Source organism: Streptomyces sp. ITFR-16 (assembly GCF_031844705.1).
In the GTDB taxonomy this organism is placed as follows: Bacteria; Actinomycetota; Actinomycetes; order Streptomycetales; family Streptomycetaceae; genus Streptomyces.
The window spans coordinates 5,128,869-5,145,126 of the sequence record NZ_CP134609.1; the positions used below are offsets into that span (position 1 = coordinate 5,128,869).

A 16,258-nucleotide genomic window follows, 5' to 3' on the forward strand; every position below is an offset into this window, starting at 1 on the left:
GTGCCTCTTGTTCGGTTTCTTATTGACACGATGTCTTACGGGGGAGCGCGAAGCATGGCAGGCGGAGGATTCAGCAAATTGCCGAACGGCAGTGTGGTCGTCGCGATCACCTTGCCGAGCCCGGCACAGGGGGTCGGGCCCGACACCCCCGTACGCGTCCTGGTGCACGCGGCCAACCGGGCCCGCGCCCTGACCCGGCTGCGCAATCTGGGTCTGCGCGCCGTCTACCTCCGCGGCAACGCCGAGCCGCCCACCCCGGACGAGATCACCGCCGTCCTGCACCACCCGGACGGCCTGCTGTGGCGGGCGAGACCCGAGCGGGCCCAGGAGCTCTGGCACCCGATCCGGGCCCTGCTGAGGCCCGCCCTGCCGGCCCGGCAGAGCTGACCGGCCCCGGGCCCGCTCAGACCACGGGCTTGCCCGAGAGCGCCACGCCCGCGTCCCGCAGCTCCGCCAGCGCCCGGTCCGTCGTCGTCTCGGCGACGCCCGCGGTCAGGTCGAGCAGCACATGCGTGGCGAAGCCTTCGCGGACGGCGTCCAGCGCGGTGGCCCGCACACAGTGGTCGGTCGCGATGCCGACCACGTCGACCTCGGTGATCCCCCGGTCGCGCAGCCACTGGGCGAGCCCCACGCCGTTCTCGTCCTGGCCCTCGAAGCCGCTGTACGCGGCCGCGTAGGCGCCCTTGTCGAAGACCGTGTCGATGGCGCCCGAGGCGACCGCCGGCGCGAAGTTGGGGTGGAAGCCCACCCCCTCCGTACCGGCGACGCAGTGCGGCGGCCAGGAGTGCTCGAAGTCCGGCGCCTGCGAGAAGTGGTCGCCGGGGTCGATGTGGTGGTCGCGGGTGGCCACCACGTGCCGGTAGCCGGGCTGGCCGTCACCGATCAGGTCGGTGATGGCGGCGGCGACATCGGCACCCCCCGCCACCGCGAGGCTCCCGCCCTCACAGAAGTCGTTCTGAACGTCCACGACGATCAAGGCGCGGTGCATGGCGGGTGTCCTTAGGGGGGAGGCGGAAGAGCGGCGGTTACGGGGATGGCCCCGAGCCTAGAGACTCGGGGCCCACAATCAAGCCCGTCCGCGCCTCATACGTACTCGGTGGGAAGAACCGGCTCGCCGCGCGACAGCTGCATCGCCGACATCGGCAGCCCCGCCCGCGCGGCGATGTGCCGCTCCCGGGCCGCGTCCAGCGGCTCCCGGGCGGCCTCGACGACCTCGCCGCCCCGGACCAGCTCCACCAGCAGCTGCCGGTCGGCCAGCTCCGGCGGGACGGGACCGGTGCCGATCACCTCGGCCTCGGCCACCCCGTCCTCGTCCAGCCGGCGCGCGGCCCACTTGCGGCCGCCGATCGAGGACTTCGCGCCCATCGACTTCTTCGCCACCGGCCGCAGCGGGTCCGCAGGATCGGCCGAGGAGGCGCGGGCGACCAGCTTGTAGACCATCGAGCAGGTCGGCTGCCCGCTGCCGGTCACCAGCTGGGTGCCCACCCCGTACGCGTCCACCGGCGCGGCGGCCAGCGAGGCGATGGCGTACTCGTCCAGGTCCGACGTCACCACGATCTTCGTCGAGGTCGCGCCCAGCTCGTCCAGCTGCTGCCGCACCCGGTGGGCGACCAGCAGCAGGTCGCCGGAGTCGATCCGCACGGCCCCCAGTTCGGTCCCGGCGATCTCGACCGCCGTACGGACCGCCTCGGTGACGTCGTAGGTGTCCACCAGCAGCGTCGTGCCGCGCCCCAGCGAGTCGACCTGGGCGCGGAACGCGTCGCGCTCGGAGTCGTGCAGCAGGGTGAAGGCGTGCGCGCTCGTCCCGACCGTCGGGATGTTGTAGCGGAAGCCGGCGGCCAGGTCGGACGTGGTGTCGAAGCCGCCGATGTACGCGGCACGGGCCGAGGCCACCGCCGACAGCTCATGGGTGCGCCGGGCGCCCATCTCGATCAGCCCTCGGCCGCCCGCCGCCGCCGACATCCGGGACGCCGCGGCGGCGATCGCCGAGTCGTGGTTGAGGATCGAAAGGATCACCGTCTCCAGCAGCACGCACTCGGCGAAGGAGCCCTCGACCCGCAGGATCGGCGAGCCGGGGAAGTACACCTCGCCCTCCGGGTAGCCCCAGATGTCGCCGCTGAAGCGGTAGTCGGCCAGATAGTCCAGGGTCGGCCCGTCGACGATGTCCTGGTCGCGCAGGAAGCCCAGCATCTCGTCGTCGAAGTGGAAGTTCTCCACCGCGTCCAGGACCCGCCCGATGCCCGCGACGACGCCGTAGCGCCGCCCCTCGGGCAGTCGGCGGGTGAACGCCTCGAAGACCGAGCGCCGGTCGGCGGTGCCGGCCTTCAGCGCGGCCTGCACCATCGTGAGCTCGTACTGGTCGGTGAAGAGCGCTGTCGACGGCACACCGACCCGTCGCCCAAGGTCCGCAGAGTTCATGCCGGGGATGCTACCCCTATTTCGTCAAAGTGACGAGATGGGGGTGGCGTGGCGGCCCCGCGCCCGGCCCCGTTTGTGCGATGGCCCCTCCCGAGTGGCAGCATGGGGTAGGTGAGCGTCGCCCCCGTAGAGATAGAACGTCCCGAATCGGCCGAGGACAGCCTCGTCGTCCCCGAGCCCGACGTCCCCTGGGTGACGCTGGTCCACAACGACCCGGTCAACCTCATGAGCTATGTGACCTATGTCTTCCAGGCCTACTTCGGCTACTCCAAGGACAAGGCCCACAAGCTGATGCTGGACGTCCACCAGAAGGGCCGCGCCGTCGTCTCCAGCGGCAGCCGCGAGGAGATGGAACGCGACGTCCAGGCCATGCACGGCTACGGGCTGTGGGCCACGCTCACCCAGGACCGCAACTGACCCGCTCCGCACCGCCCCCGTCCGCCCCGCCCGACCACCATCGGAGTCAACCCATGGCCGGCCACTTCGAGGCCACCCCCGGCGGCGGCGCGGCCGTCGCGCTCGACGAGGTGGAGATCGCGATCCTGCGCTCCCTCGCCGTCCAGCTGCTGGAGCTCATCGGCCCCGGCGACGAACCCGCCGAGGGTGAGGACCCGCTCGCCGCTCTCTTCGCCGAGGGGCCCAGCGAGCCGCCCAGCGACCCGGCCCTGGCCCGCCTCTTCCCCGAGGCCTACGGCGACGAGGACGACGAACTGCGCTCCGCCTCCGCCGAGTTCCGCCGCTTCACCGAGAACGACCTGCGCACCCGCAAGCGCGACGACGCCCTGGTCGTCGTGCGCACGCTGGATGCGCTGACCCCTGCCGGGGACGGCGCCGCCGTGCTCACGCTCAGCGCCGACGAGAGCCGCAACTGGCTCGGCTCCCTCAACGACCTCCGGCTCACCATCGGCACCCGCCTCGAGGTCTCCGACGAGGACGAGGGCGAGGAGGGCTCGCTCTACCGGCTGCCCGACAGCGACCCCCGCAAGCCCATGGTCATGGCCTATCTCTGGCTCGGCGCGCTCCAGGAGACCCTGGTCGAGACGCTGATGCCGTAGGCGGTTCCCGGCACCCCCGGAAGACCGCGTGTTCGCTCAACGGACGCTCAAATCCGAATAACGATCGCGTCACCTGATCGGTCTTTTTTGCAACGCCTGAACACCGTTGTCCGCTTTTTCCTGTGGTGTGCGCCACATAATGGCCGGTGGATCACCGATGTGCCCGTGATAAATCTTCACGACCACTCGGGGGACGCCACCCCTGTTTCCCGAGGGCGCTATGGGCCGGCAACCACCGGCGGCACTCCATCCATATCCGGGGGGATCAGGACCTGATCCGCGGCCGAAAGGCGCGGATCGGCGTGGAGAAAGGCGCAGCACATGACATCGGCGCAGGTCGACGACAAGGGACAGGACGGCCCGCACGCCGCAGCCGCGGATGCCACCACCTCCGCCGAGGGCTATCAGCGAGCCCTCGGCGCCCGCCAGATCCAGATGATCGCGATCGGCGGGGCCATCGGCACCGGCCTCTTCCTCGGCGCGGGCAAAGCCATCGCCAAGGCCGGACCCAGCCTCATCCTGGCCTATGCCATCGCCGGACTGGTGATCTTCTTCATCATGCGGGCCCTGGGTGAACTCCTCATGTACCGCCCGGTCTCGGGCTCCTTCTCGGAGTACGCCCGTGAATTCGTCGGCCCCTTCGCCGGCTTTGTCACCGGCTGGACCTACTGGCTCTTCTGGGTCGTCACCGGAATCACCGAAGTCACCGCCGCGGCCCAGTACATGACCTTCTGGTTCGACATTCCGCAATGGGTGTCGGCCCTGATCTTCACGATCATTCTCTACGGCGTGAACCTGATCTCCGTGAAACTCTTCGGAGAGCTGGAGTTCTGGTTCTCCATGGTGAAGGTCACCGCCATCGTCGGCATGATCCTCATCTGCGCCGGCATTCTCACCCTCGGCTTCTCCGACGCCGGCGACACCGCGAGCATGACGCACCTGTGGGCCGACGGCGGCTTCTTCCCGCACGGCATCAAGGGCACCCTGATGACCCTGCAGATCGTGATGTTCGCCTTCCTCGCCGTCGAGCTGGTCGGTGTCACGGCGGGCGAGTCCAAGGACCCCAAGACCGTCCTGCCCAAGGCCATCAACACCGTGCCGTGGCGCATCGCCGTCTTCTACGTCGGCGCCCTGATCATGATCCTCTCGGTGGTGCCCTGGACCGAGTTCTCGCCGGGCGTCTCCCCGTTCGTCCACGCCTTCGAGAAGATGGGCCTCGGCCTCGGCGCCGGCATCGTCAACTTCGTCGTGCTGACCGCCGCGCTCTCCTCCTGCAACTCCGGGATGTACTCCACCGGCCGCATGCTGCGCGACCTCGCGCTCAACGGACAGGGCCCGAAGTTCTTCACCCGGCTGACCAGGAGCGGCACCCCGCTCGTCGGCACCACCTTCTCCGCCGCCCTCATGCTCGTCGGCGTCTGGATCAACTACCAGTGGCCCGGTGACGCCTTCACCTACGTCGTCTCCTTCGCCACCATCTCCGGCATGTGGGCCTGGATCATGATCCTGGTCAGCCAGATCCGCTACCGCCGCCTCGCCGACCGCGGGGACCTCCCGCAGTCCACCTTCCGGGCGCCCGGAGCCCCGTACACCAGCGTCTTCGCGCTCGCCTTCATCGGCATGGTCATCGTCATGATGGGCATCGACAAGGACGCCAGGATCTCGCTCTACTGCGCCCCGCTGTGGGCCCTGATCCTCGGCGTCTCCTACCTGGTCCTCAAGGCCCGCAACCCCGGGAACAAGGCCTTCGCCGGCCGCTGAGCCGTACGCCCGTGACCAGGGCGGTTCCACGATGCGGGCCCTCGCGTACCACTCCTCGGTACGCGGGGGCCCGTCGTCCTATCCTGGGCGCCATGCTGACCATCACCCAGGCGCTGTACGACCAGATCGTCGCGCACTCCCGCGCCGACCACCCCGACGAGGCGTGCGGCGTGGTCGCCGGGCCCGCCGGCACCGGCCGCGCCGAACGCTTCGTCCCCATGCTCAACGCGGCCCGCTCGCCCACGTTCTACGAGTTCGACTCGGCCGACCTCCTCAAGCTCTACCGCGACATGGACGACCGCGACGAGGAGCCGGTGATCGTCTACCACTCGCACACCGCGACCGAGGCCTACCCCTCGCGCACCGACGTCACCTACGCCAACGAGCCCGGCGCCCACTACGTCCTCGTGTCGACCGCCGACACCGACGACGCGGGGCCCTTCCAGTTCCGCTCGTACCGCATCGTGGACGGCGAGATCACCGAGGAGGAGGTCGAGGTCGTCGCCGCGTACCTCGCCGACTGACCCCGTGCCCGGCCCGGCCGGACAGGGCCGCCCCGCCCGGCCCTGTCCACCTGGCGAACGCTCACCATCCATCAGGTGAGATCACACTCCGAATCCCCGACCGGGAATCGATACGATGACCGCATGGTTCCCCATGACGTGAGCGAGAAGACGCCGGGCACGCTGCTCGTGGCGCGCCTGCACGTCGACCTGTGCCGCCTCTCCAGCGCGATCTGTACGAACCACCGGGCCGCCGGCCGCGAGGCCTGAGCCGGCCGGGCGCCACCCAGTACGCACGACCCCTGCGCGGGGGCAGAGCCGCGCGTCCCACGCCCACCGCCACCACTCCGCTTCGACAGGAGCCCACGCCATGGCCATCGAGGTCCGCATCCCGACCATCCTCCGCACCTACACCGACGGCGCCAAGGCCGTCGAAGGCAACGGGGACACCCTCGCCGACCTCTTCACGGACCTGGAGAGCCGCCACACGGGCATCCGTGAGCGCATCGTCGACGGCGACCAGCTCCGCCGCTTCGTCAACGTCTACCTCAACGACGAGGACGTCCGCTTCCTCGACGGCATCTCCACCGAGCTCAGCGACGGCGACAGCATCACCATCCTCCCGGCCGTCGCCGGCGGCATGCGCTGATGCGTTTCGACAGCCCGCTCGCCGCAGTGGGCAACACCCCGCTCGTCCGCCTGCCGCGGCTGTCACCGTCGGACGACGTCCGCATCTGGGCCAAGCTGGAGGACCGCAACCCCACCGGCTCGATCAAGGACCGCCCCGCGCTCCACATGGTCGAGCAGGCGGAGAAGGACGGCCGGCTCACCCCGGGCTGCACCATCCTCGAACCCACCAGCGGCAACACCGGCATCTCGCTCGCCATGGCGGCCAGGCTCAAGGGCTACCGCATCGTCTGCGTGATGCCCGAGAACACCTCGCAGGAGCGGCGCGACCTGCTCGCCATGTGGGGCGCCGAGATCATCTCCTCCCCGGCGGCGGGCGGCTCCAACACCGCCGTGCGCGTCGCCAAGGAGCTGTCGGCCGAGCACCCCGACTGGGTGATGCTCTACCAGTACGGCAACCCGGACAACGCCGGCGCGCACTACGCCACCACCGGCCCGGAGATCCTCACCGACCTCCCCTCGATCACCCACTTCGTCGCGGGCCTCGGCACCACCGGCACGCTCATGGGTGTCGGCCGCTACCTGCGCGAACACGTCGAGGGCATCCAGATCGTCGCCGCCGAGCCGCGCTACGACGACCTGGTCTACGGGCTGCGCAACCTCGACGAGGGCTTCGTCCCCGAGCTGTACGACGCCTCGGTGCTCACCACCCGCTTCTCCGTCGGCTCCGCCGACGCCGTCACCCGCACCCGTGAACTTCTCCAGCAGGAGGGGATCTTCGCGGGCGTCTCCACGGGGGCGGCGCTGCACGCGGCGATCGGTGTGGGCAACAAGGCCGTCAAGGCCGGGGAGGCGGCCGACATCGTGTTCGTCGTCGCGGACGGCGGGTGGAAGTACCTGTCCACGGGGGTGTACACCGCGGCCACGACGGAGGCGGCGATCGAAACCCTGCAGGGCCAGCTCTGGGCGTAGCGCCCGAGCTGCCTCTTCCCGGACGCCGGGGGCCCCGACCGATGCGGTCGGGACCCCCGGCGTCCGCCGTTTCCGGGGGCGCTGCCCCCGTACCCCCGCTCCTCAATCGCCGGAGGGGCTTGAAACTGCTCAGCCTCGCCGGCGTTCGAGGCGCGGGGTCCGGGGCGGAGCCCCGGTTACGGGCCCGCGCTTCCATCGAACCGGTGACAGCACAGGTGAGTTCCCCCACAACGGCACGCCCCGAAGGAGCGACCGGCTCTTTCGCGCCTTACGCTCAACAAACCGCTCAACAAACCGCTCAACGAACCGCACGAACCCTCCCCGTTCCCACGTCTCGGAGGTTCACGCTCCATGAAGCTCACCGTCGTCGGCTGCTCCGGCTCGTTCCCGTCCGCGGGATCGGCATGCTCGAGCTACCTCGTAGAGGCCGACGGCTTCAGGCTGCTCCTCGACATGGGCAACGGCGCCCTCGGCGAGCTGCAGCGCCACGTCGGTCTCTACGACCTCGACGCCATCTTCCTCAGCCACCTCCATGCCGATCACTGCATCGACATGTGCGCGTACTTCGTCGTCCGGTACTACCCGCACGACGGCGGCCGCCCGGCCCGTATCCCGGTCTACGGCCCCGACGGCACGGAGCAGCGGCTCACCACGGCCCACGCCGACACCCCGTCCGACCATGCGATGAGCGAGGTCTTCGACTTCCACACGCTGAAGCCGGGCTGGTTCGAGATCGGCCCCTTCTCGGTCCGTACGGAGAAGCTCTGCCACCCCGTCGACACCTTCGGCATCCGTATCGAGCACGGCGGCAGCTCGCTCACGTACTCCGGCGACACCGGCACCTGCGAGGCCCTGGACGAGCTGGCGGCGGGGAGCGACCTCTTCCTCTGCGAGGCGTCGTTCGTGCACGGCAAGGAGGACATCCCGGACCTCCACCTCAACGGCCGCGAGGCGGGGGAGCTGGCCGCCCGGGCGGAGGTGGGCCGGCTGGTGCTCACCCACATCCCGCCGTGGACCGACGCCGCCCGCAACCTCTCCGACGCCCAGGAGGTCTTCGCCGGCCCGACGGAGCTGGCGGTCCCGGGCGCGGTGTACGACATCTAGCGCGTACGGCGAAGCCCTCACCTTCCGCCGGGAAGGTGAGGGCTTCGTTACGTCGTGCCGAGGGCGGACCGGGCTTACGCCTTGGTCAGGTCCTCGACCTCCTCCTCGGGCTCACGGCCCGGGGTGGTGAGGTTGAACTTGGTGATGGCGAAGCGGAAGACCACGTAGTAGATCGCCGCGAAGACGAGACCGATCGGGATGATCAGCCACGGCTTGGTCGCCAGGTTCCAGTTCAGCGCGTAGTCGATGAAGCCCGCGGAGAAGGTGAATCCGGCGTGCACGCCGAGCGCCCAGGTGATGGCCATCGACAGGGCGGTCAGCACCGCGTGGATCGCGTACAGGACCGGCGCGATGAACATGAACGAGAACTCGATCGGCTCGGTCACACCGGTGACGAACGAGGTCAGCGCGAGGGAGATCATCATGCCCATCACGGCCTTGCGGCGCTCGGGGCGAGCGGCGTGGGCGATGGCGATCGCGGCGGCCGGGAGGCCGAACATCATGATCGGGAAGAAGCCCGACATGAACTGACCGGCGGTCGGGTCGTGGGCGAAGAAGCGGTTCAGGTCACCGTGGACCACGGCGCCGGTGGCGTCCGTGAAGTCACCGAGCTGGAACCAGGAGACGGTGTTGACGAACTGGTGCATGCCGACGGGGATCAGCGCGCGGTTGATCAGACCGAAGAGGCCGGCGCCGAAGGAGCCGAGACCGGTCATCCACTCGCCGAAGTTGGATATGCCCTCACCGATGGGCTCCCATACCAGGCCGAAGAAGACACCGAAGATCACACCGACGAAGGCCATGATGATCGGGACGAGCCGGCGGCCGTTGAAGAAGCCGAGCCAGTCCACCAGCTTGGTGCGGTGGAACTTCTGCCACAGGATCGCGGTGACGAGACCCATCAGGATGCCGCCGAGGACACCCGGGTTGTTGTACGTCGCCGCGGTGTCCGCGCCCTTCTGGATCACCGCTTCGGTGACCGGGAAGGCCTTGAGGACGTTGCTGTAGACCAGGAAGCCGACGAGGCCGGCGAGTGCGGTCGAGCCGTCCGACTTCTTGGCGAAACCGATGGCGACACCGATGCAGAAGAGCATCGGAAGGTTGTCGAAGACCGCGCCGCCCGCGGTGGCGAACACGGAGGCGACCTTGTCCCAGCCGAGACCGTCGTCACCGAAGACGTCGGGCTGGCCGAGGCGGAGCAGGATGCCCGCGGCCGGCAGCACGGCGATCGGCAGCTGAAGGCTGCGTCCCACCTTCTGCAGGCCCTGGAACAGGCCGGAGCCCCGCTTCTTCGCGGGGGCCGCCGTAGCGGTGGCCGTACTCATCAACTTCCTCCAGTAGGCAAGGCGCCGCCAGGGACAGGGGGTTTTGGGTGGGCGACGACTCGAGGAACGCGACAGAGACTTGTCGCGTGGTCTGGACCACTGAGTGGTGTAGACCAGTTGTAGCACGGTGAGGGTTAGATAAGGAACCTGCAATTTGTGACTACTTCGCAGTGGCCATCGGGCACGCTCGGTGACATGCCGAAGGCCCCCGGACCGGAGGGTCCGAGGGCCTTGGCCGAGGGGGCCTGCGGCAGGGTGCGCACCCCTGCGAGCTGCTACTTCGTCAGATCCTTCTCCAGCTCCTCCTCCACCTCGTCGGGCTCGCGGCCCGGCGTCTGGAGGTTGAACTTGGTGATCGCGAACCGGAAGATCGCGTAGTAGACGACGGCGAACGCCAGCCCGATCGGGATGATCAGCCAGGGTTTCGTCGCCAGACTCCAGTTGATGACGTAGTCGATCAGGCCCGCGGAGAAGCTGAAGCCGTCCTTCACGCCGATCGCCCAGGTCACCGCCATCGACACACCGGTGAGCACCGCGTGGATCGCGTACAGCAGGGGTGCGACGAAGAGGAACGAGTACTCGATCGGCTCCGTGATTCCCGTCACGAACGACGTCAGGCCGACCGAGATCATCATGCCGCCGACCGCCTTGCGGCGGTGCGGCTTCGCGCAGTGGTAGATCGCCAGCGCCGCCGCCGGCAGCGCGAACATCATGATCGGGAAGAAGCCCGTGGTGAACTGCCCGGCCGTCGGGTCGCCCGCCAGGAACCGGTTGATGTCACCGTGCACGATCGTGCCGTCCGGCTTGGTGTAGTCGCCGAACTGGAACCAGACGAAGGTGTTCAGGAACTGGTGCATGCCGATCACCAGCAGAGCGCGGTTGGCCACACCGAAGATGCCCGACCCCAGCCAGTTCAGGTCCACCAGCCACTTCGAGAAGCTCGTCAGGCCGTCACCGATCGGCTGCCACAGCCAGGCGCACAGTGCCGCGAAGAGCAGTCCGACGAAGGCCATGATGATCGGGACGAGCCGGCGGCCGTTGAAGAAGCCCAGCCAGTCCACCAGCTTCACCCGGTGGAACCGCTGCCAGAACCAGGCCGCCATCAGCCCCATCACGATGCCGCCGAAGACGCCGGGGTTCTGGTACGCCGCCGCCGTGACCTGCGCGTCGTCCGTCACACACGTACCGAACCAGGTGCCGCCGGACACGAACGTCGAGCCCTCGTCGCAGTCCACCGGGAAGGCGTGCAGCACCGCGTAGTAGACGAGGAACCCGGTCACGGCCGCCAGCGCCGTCGAACCGTCCGCCTTCTTCGCCATGCCGATCGCGACACCGACGCAGAACAGCAGGGGCAGTCCGAGCCCCGAGTCCAGCAGCGCGCCACCGGCGGCCGCGAACACCTTGGCCACATTGGTCCAGCCCAGGCCGTCGTCACCGAATACGTCCGGCTGGCCGAGCCGGTTGAGAATGCCCGCCGCGGGAAGGACGGCGATCGGGAGCTGAAGGCTGCGCCCCATCTTCTGGAGGCCCTGGAAGAGGCCGTTCCACCACGATTTCTGTGGAATCGCTGCGCTGCTCGAGCTCATCGGCGTCCTCCGGAACTGGCCACGTGTGGCGGTCGTTGCAGACTGGTGTAGACCAGTTGCGGTACGGTGCGGAGCCCGCCCGGAAGACAGGGCGCCGGTGATCGTCATCATTGGCGATGGCTCGGCTACTCGCTCGCGAAGTTGGGCCAACCGTGCGTTACCGTGACGAAACGGACCCATGGTGGGCCGTCGCATGTACATGAAGAACCAGGGAGAAGGCCATGGCCAGCAAGGCTGAGAAGATCGTCGCCGGGCTCGGCGGAATCGAGAACATCGAAGAGGTCGAGGGCTGCATCACCCGCCTCCGCACCGAGGTCATCGACCCGAGCAAGGTCGACGAAGCCGCGCTCAAGGCCGCCGGCGCCCACGGCGTCGTCAAGATGGGCACCGCGATCCAGGTCGTCATCGGCACCGACGCGGACCCCATCGCCGCCGACATCGAAGACATGATGTGACCCGGAGCTGAACCCCTCGGGCCCACCGCCCGACGCCCGCAGGCCCCGTCCCCACCGGACGGGGCCTGTGGCGTGTCCGCCCCCGCACGCCCGCCTGCGCACCGGAACGGCCCAGGCCCCGCACCCGATAGGGTCGTCGCCATGTCTCGTATCGACGGCCGCACCCCCGACCAGCTCCGCCCCGTCACCATCGAACGCGGATGGAGCAAGCACGCCGAAGGATCCGTACTCATCTCCTTCGGCGACACCAAAGTCTTCTGCACCGCCTCCGTCACCGAAGGCGTGCCGCGCTGGCGCAAGGGCAGCGGCGAGGGCTGGGTCACCGCCGAGTACTCCATGCTGCCCCGCTCCACCAACACCCGCGGCGACCGCGAATCCGTCCGCGGCAAGATCGGCGGCCGCACCCACGAGATCAGCCGGCTCATCGGCCGCTCCCTGCGCGCCGTCATCGACTACAAGGCCCTCGGCGAGAACACCGTCGTCCTGGACTGCGACGTCCTCCAGGCCGACGGCGGCACCCGCACCGCCGCCATCACCGGCGCCTACGTCGCCCTCGCCGACGCGATCACCTGGGCCCAGGGCAAGAAGATCGTCAAGCACGGCCGCAAGCCGCTGACCGGCACGGTCTCCGCGATCAGCGTCGGCATCGTCGACGGCACCCCGCTCCTCGACCTCTGCTACGAGGAGGACGTCCGCGCCGAGACCGACATGAACGTCGTCTGCACCGGCGACGGCCGCTTCGTCGAGGTCCAGGGCACCGCCGAGGCCACGCCCTTCGACCGCACCGAGCTCAACGCCCTCCTCGACCTCGCCACCGCCGGCTGCGTCGACCTCACGCGCTTCCAGACCGACGCACTGGCCCGCACCCTCGGCGAGTAGGTACGGAAGACGGCCGACGGGCTCGGGTAAAGAAGCAACCAAGTACCCACCCCCCGGCGTCGATACGCATACGGGCGCACGGGTCGAACCGTGCGCCCGTCCGCGTATCCGCACCCGGGGAGGGACCACACCATGGCCGCGCGCCACCGACACCACCGCACCGCTCTGGCGATCACCGCCGCGCTGCTCACCGTCACCGCCGCCACCGGCTGCGGCGCCCTCGACAAGACGCTCGACTGCGTCCGTACCGCCGACGCCATCGCCACCAGCGTCAACAACCTCCAGCAGGCCGTCTCCAACGCCTCCAGCGACCCCACCCAGGCCTCCGAGTCCCTGGACGAGATCGAGAAGGAGCTCGGCAACCTCAGCGACAAGACCGACAACGCCGATCTGGTCAAGGCCGTCGACGACCTCCGGGACGGCGTCGGCAACGTCCGCGCCTCCATCGACAAGGGCGACGCCACCCCCGACATCACCCCGGTCACCGACGCGGCCAAGGAGATCGGCAAGGTCTGCACCCCGTAACCCGCGATCCCGCGGGCGGCGATAATCGACCCATGACCCGTCTCATCCTCGCCACCCGCAACGCCGGGAAGATCACCGAACTCCACGCGATCCTCGCCGACGCGGGCCTCACCCATGAACTCGTCGGCGCGGACGCGTACCCGGAGATCCCCGACGTCAAGGAGACCGGCGTCACCTTCGCCGAGAACGCCCTCCTCAAGGCCCACGCCCTCGCCCGGGCCACCGGCCACCCGGCGATCGCCGACGACTCCGGCCTCTGCGTCGACGTCCTGAGCGGTGCCCCCGGCATCTTCTCGGCCCGCTGGTCCGGTACCCACGGCAACGACCGGGCCAACCTGGACCTGCTCCTCGCCCAGCTCTCCGACATCGACGACACCCACCGCGCCGCCCACTTCGCCTGCGCCGCCGCCCTCGCCCTGCCCGACGGCACGGAACGCGTCGTCGAGGGCCACCTCCTCGGCACCCTGCGCCACACCCCGTCCGGCACGGGCGGCTTCGGCTACGACCCGATCCTCCAGCCCGAGGGCGAAACCCGCACCTGCGCGGAACTGACCCCCGCGGAGAAGAACGCCATCAGCCACCGCGGCAAGGCCTTCCGGGCCCTGGTGCCGGTGGTGCGGGAACTGGTGGGGTGACGCGCCCCCGCACGCACGAACGGCCTGGTCATCGCATCAGCGATGACCAGGCCGTTTTGGTGCGGCGGAAGGGATTCGAACCCTCAAGCCGTTTCACGGGCCACAGATCCTAAGTCTGCTGTGTCGCCATTGCACCACCGCCGCCGGCAGTGAGCCATGCTACCGGGGCTCACCGGAGCTCCCGAAGGCCCCGGTCAGAACTTCGGGTCCGGGGTCTGGGAGGCGACCAGTTCTTCCGCTTCCTCCGTCGTCTCCACCGAGGGCGGGGAGCCGGCCAGGGGCTTGTTGGCGGTTTCCTTCATGCAGGCCACCGCGATCACGCCGACCAGGGCCGCCGCCATCGCGTAGTACGCCGGCATCAGGTTGGTGCCCGACCAGCTGATCAGGGCCGTGATGACCAGCGGGGTCGTACCGCCGAAGATCGACGCCGAGAGGTTGTAGCCGACCGACAGGGAGCCGTAGCGGACGTTGGTCGGGAACAGGGCCGGGAGGGCGGCGGACATCGTGCCGAGCATGCAGACCAGGGAGAGGCCCAGCATCAGCATGCCGATCGTGATGGCGGGGATGCTGCCCTGGCGGATCAGCAGGAAGGCGGGGAGGGAGAAGATCAGGAAGCCCAGCATGCCGGTCATCAGGAGCGGCTTGCGGCCGAAGCGGTCGGAGAGCTTGCCGACCTGGCTGATGATCAGCATCAGGAAGACCATCACGCCGAGCAGGATGAGCAGCCCGTGGGTCTCGCTGTAGCCGAGCTCGTCGGAGAGGTACGTCGGCATGTACGACAGCAGCATGTAGTCGGTGATGTTGTACGCGCCGACCAGGCAGATGCAGAGGATCAGCGTCGGCCAGTACTGGCTGAAGATCTTCGCGAGGTCGCCCTTGGTGGTGGTCTCGACGCCGTCCGCCGCCTCGGTGGCGTGCGCGGTGCCGCCCTCCAGCTTCTGGAAGGCCGGGGTCTCGTCGAGGCGCAGTCGCAGGTAGAGGCCGACCAGGCCGAGGGGGCCGGCGACGAGGAACGGGACGCGCCAGCCCCATGCCTCCATCTGGGTGTCGTTGAGGAGGGCGTAGAGCGCGGTGACCAGCCCGGCGGCTCCGACGTATCCGGCCAGGGTGCCGAACTCCAGGAAGCTGCCGAAGTAACCGCGCCTCTTGTCGGGGGCGTACTCGGCGATGAACGTGGAGGCGCCGCCGTACTCACCGCCCGTCGAGAAGCCCTGGAGCATCCGGAAGACGATGAGCAGGACCGGGGCCCACACGCCGATGGAGTCGTGCGAGGGGATGACACCGATCGCGAAGGTGCCGATCGCCATCATGATCATCGTGAGGGCGAGGACCTTCTTGCGGCCGATCTTGTCGCCCATGGGGCCGAAGAACATCCCGCCGAGGGGACGGACGAGGAAGGCGACCGCGAAGGTGGCGAAGGAGGAGAGGAGCTGGGTGGTGTCGTTCCCGGAAGGGAAGAAGACATGGCCCAGGGTCGCGGCGAGGTAGGAGTAGATGCCGAAGTCGAACCACTCCATGGCGTTGCCCAGCGACGCCGCTTTGACCGCCCGCTTGACCGCCTGGTCGTCGGTGACCGTGATGTCCGTGCGGCGGAGCTTCGGGTTCTGCCGCTTCCGGATGGCACGGAAGAGGGCGGGGTGGCGTTTGACCGCGTCCGGGTCGGCCGCCTGGTGGGGGTCGGAGGCCGCCATGGCCGGGTTCCTTTCCTCGGTGGGTGTTCCAGGAAAGGCTTCTGCGCGGTCATGGCGGTTGCAAACCAAATCGGCGTGGGATTGGGATGTCCATCACATCTTTCGGCCGTTCGGCTCAATCCCACGCCCTGGTCGTGTCCTCAGATACCCAGATCCTTGATGATCTTCGCGACATGGCCGGTGGCCTTCACGTTGTAGAAGGCGTGCTCGACCTTGCCGTCCTCGTCCACGACGACGGTGGAGCGGATGACGCCCGTCACCGTTTTGCCGTAGAGCTTCTTCTCGCCGAAGGCGCCGTACGCCTCCAGGGTCTCCTTGGCGGGGTCGCCGACCAGCGTGACCTTGAGGTTCTCCTTCTCGCGGAACTTCGCGAGCTTCTCCGGCTTGTCGGGGGAGACGCCGATGACGTCGTACCCGGCGCCGGCCAGCAGATCGAGGTTGTCCGTGAAGTCGCAGGCCTGCTTGGTGCAGCCGGGGGTAAGAGCCGCCGGGTAGAAGTAGACGATGACCTTGCGGCCCTTGTGGTCCGCGAGCGAGACGTCGTTGCCGTCCGCGTCGGGCAGGGTGAAGGCGGGGGCGGTGTCGCCGGGCTGGAGCCGCTCGCTCATGGTTCTCCTCAGTGGTACGTGGGGTGTACGGGACCGAGAGTAATAGGGGTGCCGCCGGGTGCGGGGGCGGTCGAGCTGACAGACTGTCGATGAAGGTTTACCGGACGAGGACCA

At 68.9% G+C, this 16,258-nt stretch carries 19 protein-coding genes and 1 tRNA gene; 13 read left to right on the forward strand and 7 right to left on the reverse strand.

Annotated elements, in window-relative coordinates:
• Positions 1-54: 54 nt before the first annotated feature.
• On the forward strand, positions 55-387 hold the full coding sequence (locus RLT58_RS22735; RefSeq protein WP_311312213.1) for a hypothetical protein: 333 nt from the start codon (positions 55-57) through the stop codon (positions 385-387).
• A gap of 16 nt (positions 388-403) precedes the next feature.
• Here RLT58_RS22735 and RLT58_RS22740 read toward each other — a convergent pair whose 3' ends face one another.
• Together RLT58_RS22740 and RLT58_RS22745 are read right to left on the reverse strand one after the other, a co-directional pair.
• Complete coding sequence (locus RLT58_RS22740; RefSeq protein WP_311312214.1) at positions 404-988, reverse strand: isochorismatase family protein; 585 nt, start codon at positions 986-988, stop codon at positions 404-406.
• 95 nt (positions 989-1,083) lie between these two features.
• Entirely contained in the window at positions 1,084-2,418 is a 1,335-nt protein-coding gene (locus RLT58_RS22745; protein WP_311312215.1) for a nicotinate phosphoribosyltransferase, read from the reverse strand.
• Positions 2,419-2,529: 111 nt separating this feature from the next.
• On the opposite strand from RLT58_RS22745, the gene clpS reads away from it, so the two are divergent.
• The 8 genes from clpS to RLT58_RS22785 all read left to right on the forward strand — a co-directional run bounded on the left by clpS (position 2,530) and on the right by RLT58_RS22785 (position 8,440).
• Entirely contained in the window at positions 2,530-2,835 is a 306-nt protein-coding gene (clpS, locus tag RLT58_RS22750) for an ATP-dependent Clp protease adapter ClpS (protein ID WP_136201957.1), read from the forward strand.
• Positions 2,836-2,888: 53 nt separating this feature from the next.
• Entirely contained in the window at positions 2,889-3,473 is a 585-nt protein-coding gene (locus tag RLT58_RS22755) for a DUF2017 domain-containing protein (RefSeq protein ID WP_311312216.1), read from the forward strand.
• Positions 3,474-3,794: 321 nt separating this feature from the next.
• A complete protein-coding gene (locus RLT58_RS22760; protein WP_311312217.1) occupies positions 3,795-5,234 on the forward strand; it encodes an amino acid permease in 1,440 nt (479 codons plus the stop codon).
• Positions 5,235-5,326: 92 nt separating this feature from the next.
• Positions 5,327-5,758 carry a M67 family metallopeptidase gene (locus tag RLT58_RS22765; protein ID WP_311312218.1) on the forward strand — a complete coding sequence of 144 codons (432 nt, stop codon included), beginning with the start codon at positions 5,327-5,329 and terminating at the stop codon, positions 5,756-5,758.
• Positions 5,759-5,881: 123 nt separating this feature from the next.
• Positions 5,882-6,007: a putative leader peptide gene (locus RLT58_RS22770; protein WP_311312219.1), complete on the forward strand. Its 126-nt coding sequence runs from the start codon at positions 5,882-5,884 to the stop codon at positions 6,005-6,007.
• 100 nt (positions 6,008-6,107) lie between these two features.
• Entirely contained in the window at positions 6,108-6,386 is a 279-nt protein-coding gene (locus RLT58_RS22775) for a MoaD/ThiS family protein (RefSeq protein WP_311312220.1), read from the forward strand.
• Positions 6,386-7,336, forward strand: coding sequence for a PLP-dependent cysteine synthase family protein (locus tag RLT58_RS22780; protein WP_311312221.1), 951 nt, complete (start codon positions 6,386-6,388; stop codon positions 7,334-7,336). Before RLT58_RS22775 ends, RLT58_RS22780 begins: the two co-directional genes overlap by 1 nt.
• A 351-nt stretch (positions 7,337-7,687) precedes the next feature.
• The gene (locus RLT58_RS22785) at positions 7,688-8,440 is read left to right on the forward strand and encodes an MBL fold metallo-hydrolase (RefSeq protein ID WP_311312222.1); all 753 of its coding nucleotides are present in this window, start codon (positions 7,688-7,690) and stop codon (positions 8,438-8,440) included.
• A gap of 74 nt (positions 8,441-8,514) precedes the next feature.
• On the opposite strand, the gene RLT58_RS22790 is transcribed toward RLT58_RS22785, so the two are convergent.
• Both RLT58_RS22790 and RLT58_RS22795 read right to left on the reverse strand, forming a co-directional pair.
• Complete coding sequence (locus RLT58_RS22790; protein ID WP_311312223.1) at positions 8,515-9,765, reverse strand: PTS transporter subunit EIIC; 1,251 nt, start codon at positions 9,763-9,765, stop codon at positions 8,515-8,517.
• A gap of 275 nt (positions 9,766-10,040) precedes the next feature.
• Positions 10,041-11,351: a PTS transporter subunit EIIC gene (locus RLT58_RS22795; RefSeq protein ID WP_311312224.1), complete on the reverse strand. Its 1,311-nt coding sequence runs from the start codon at positions 11,349-11,351 to the stop codon at positions 10,041-10,043.
• A gap of 221 nt (positions 11,352-11,572) precedes the next feature.
• Between RLT58_RS22795 and RLT58_RS22800 the strand changes: the two genes are divergently transcribed.
• The 4 genes from RLT58_RS22800 (at position 11,573) to rdgB (ending at position 13,845) form a co-directional block, all read left to right on the forward strand.
• Positions 11,573-11,806, forward strand: coding sequence for a PTS sugar transporter subunit IIB (locus tag RLT58_RS22800; RefSeq protein WP_018517946.1), 234 nt, complete (start codon positions 11,573-11,575; stop codon positions 11,804-11,806).
• A gap of 141 nt (positions 11,807-11,947) precedes the next feature.
• Positions 11,948-12,685, forward strand: a complete 738-nt coding sequence (gene rph, locus RLT58_RS22805; protein ID WP_311312225.1) for a ribonuclease PH — start codon at positions 11,948-11,950, stop codon at positions 12,683-12,685.
• Positions 12,686-12,817: 132 nt separating this feature from the next.
• Entirely contained in the window at positions 12,818-13,210 is a 393-nt protein-coding gene (locus RLT58_RS22810; protein WP_311312226.1) for a DUF8711 family protein, read from the forward strand.
• A 32-nt stretch (positions 13,211-13,242) separates the two neighbouring features.
• Positions 13,243-13,845 carry an RdgB/HAM1 family non-canonical purine NTP pyrophosphatase gene (gene rdgB, locus RLT58_RS22815; protein WP_311312227.1) on the forward strand — a complete coding sequence of 201 codons (603 nt, stop codon included), beginning with the start codon at positions 13,243-13,245 and terminating at the stop codon, positions 13,843-13,845.
• A gap of 57 nt (positions 13,846-13,902) precedes the next feature.
• On the opposite strand, the gene RLT58_RS22820 is transcribed toward rdgB, so the two are convergent.
• The 3 genes from RLT58_RS22820 to bcp form a co-directional block, all read right to left on the reverse strand.
• Positions 13,903-13,989: transfer RNA gene (locus tag RLT58_RS22820), tRNA-Leu, on the reverse strand.
• Between the two features lie 50 nt (positions 13,990-14,039).
• Positions 14,040-15,536: a glycine betaine/L-proline transporter ProP gene (proP, locus tag RLT58_RS22825; protein WP_311312228.1), complete on the reverse strand. Its 1,497-nt coding sequence runs from the start codon at positions 15,534-15,536 to the stop codon at positions 14,040-14,042.
• A gap of 140 nt (positions 15,537-15,676) precedes the next feature.
• A complete protein-coding gene (gene bcp, locus RLT58_RS22830) occupies positions 15,677-16,144 on the reverse strand; it encodes a thioredoxin-dependent thiol peroxidase (RefSeq protein WP_311312229.1) in 468 nt (155 codons plus the stop codon).
• Between the last annotated feature and the right edge of the window lie 114 nt (positions 16,145-16,258).

Excerpts from the sequence above, each read along its gene's own strand:
- RLT58_RS22735 (WP_311312213.1), top strand. The coding sequence starts at position 55 with ATGGCAGGCGGAGGATTCAGCAAATTGCCGAACGGCAGTGTGGTCGTC.
- RLT58_RS22740 (WP_311312214.1), bottom strand. The coding sequence starts at position 988 with ATGCACCGCGCCTTGATCGTCGTGGACGTTCAGAACGACTTCTGTGAG.
- RLT58_RS22745 (WP_311312215.1), bottom strand. The coding sequence starts at position 2,418 with ATGAACTCTGCGGACCTTGGGCGACGGGTCGGTGTGCCGTCGACAGCG.
- RLT58_RS22755 (WP_311312216.1), top strand. The coding sequence starts at position 2,889 with ATGGCCGGCCACTTCGAGGCCACCCCCGGCGGCGGCGCGGCCGTCGCG.
- RLT58_RS22760 (WP_311312217.1), top strand. The coding sequence starts at position 3,795 with ATGACATCGGCGCAGGTCGACGACAAGGGACAGGACGGCCCGCACGCC.
- RLT58_RS22765 (WP_311312218.1), top strand. The coding sequence starts at position 5,327 with ATGCTGACCATCACCCAGGCGCTGTACGACCAGATCGTCGCGCACTCC.
- RLT58_RS22770 (WP_311312219.1), top strand. The coding sequence starts at position 5,882 with ATGGTTCCCCATGACGTGAGCGAGAAGACGCCGGGCACGCTGCTCGTG.
- RLT58_RS22775 (WP_311312220.1), top strand. The coding sequence starts at position 6,108 with ATGGCCATCGAGGTCCGCATCCCGACCATCCTCCGCACCTACACCGAC.
- RLT58_RS22780 (WP_311312221.1), top strand. The coding sequence starts at position 6,386 with ATGCGTTTCGACAGCCCGCTCGCCGCAGTGGGCAACACCCCGCTCGTC.
- RLT58_RS22785 (WP_311312222.1), top strand. The coding sequence starts at position 7,688 with ATGAAGCTCACCGTCGTCGGCTGCTCCGGCTCGTTCCCGTCCGCGGGA.
- RLT58_RS22790 (WP_311312223.1), bottom strand. The coding sequence starts at position 9,765 with ATGAGTACGGCCACCGCTACGGCGGCCCCCGCGAAGAAGCGGGGCTCC.
- RLT58_RS22795 (WP_311312224.1), bottom strand. The coding sequence starts at position 11,351 with ATGAGCTCGAGCAGCGCAGCGATTCCACAGAAATCGTGGTGGAACGGC.
- RLT58_RS22800 (WP_018517946.1), top strand. The coding sequence starts at position 11,573 with ATGGCCAGCAAGGCTGAGAAGATCGTCGCCGGGCTCGGCGGAATCGAG.
- rph (WP_311312225.1), top strand. The coding sequence starts at position 11,948 with ATGTCTCGTATCGACGGCCGCACCCCCGACCAGCTCCGCCCCGTCACC.
- RLT58_RS22810 (WP_311312226.1), top strand. The coding sequence starts at position 12,818 with ATGGCCGCGCGCCACCGACACCACCGCACCGCTCTGGCGATCACCGCC.
- rdgB (WP_311312227.1), top strand. The coding sequence starts at position 13,243 with ATGACCCGTCTCATCCTCGCCACCCGCAACGCCGGGAAGATCACCGAA.
- proP (WP_311312228.1), bottom strand. The coding sequence starts at position 15,536 with ATGGCGGCCTCCGACCCCCACCAGGCGGCCGACCCGGACGCGGTCAAA.
- bcp (WP_311312229.1), bottom strand. The coding sequence starts at position 16,144 with ATGAGCGAGCGGCTCCAGCCCGGCGACACCGCCCCCGCCTTCACCCTG.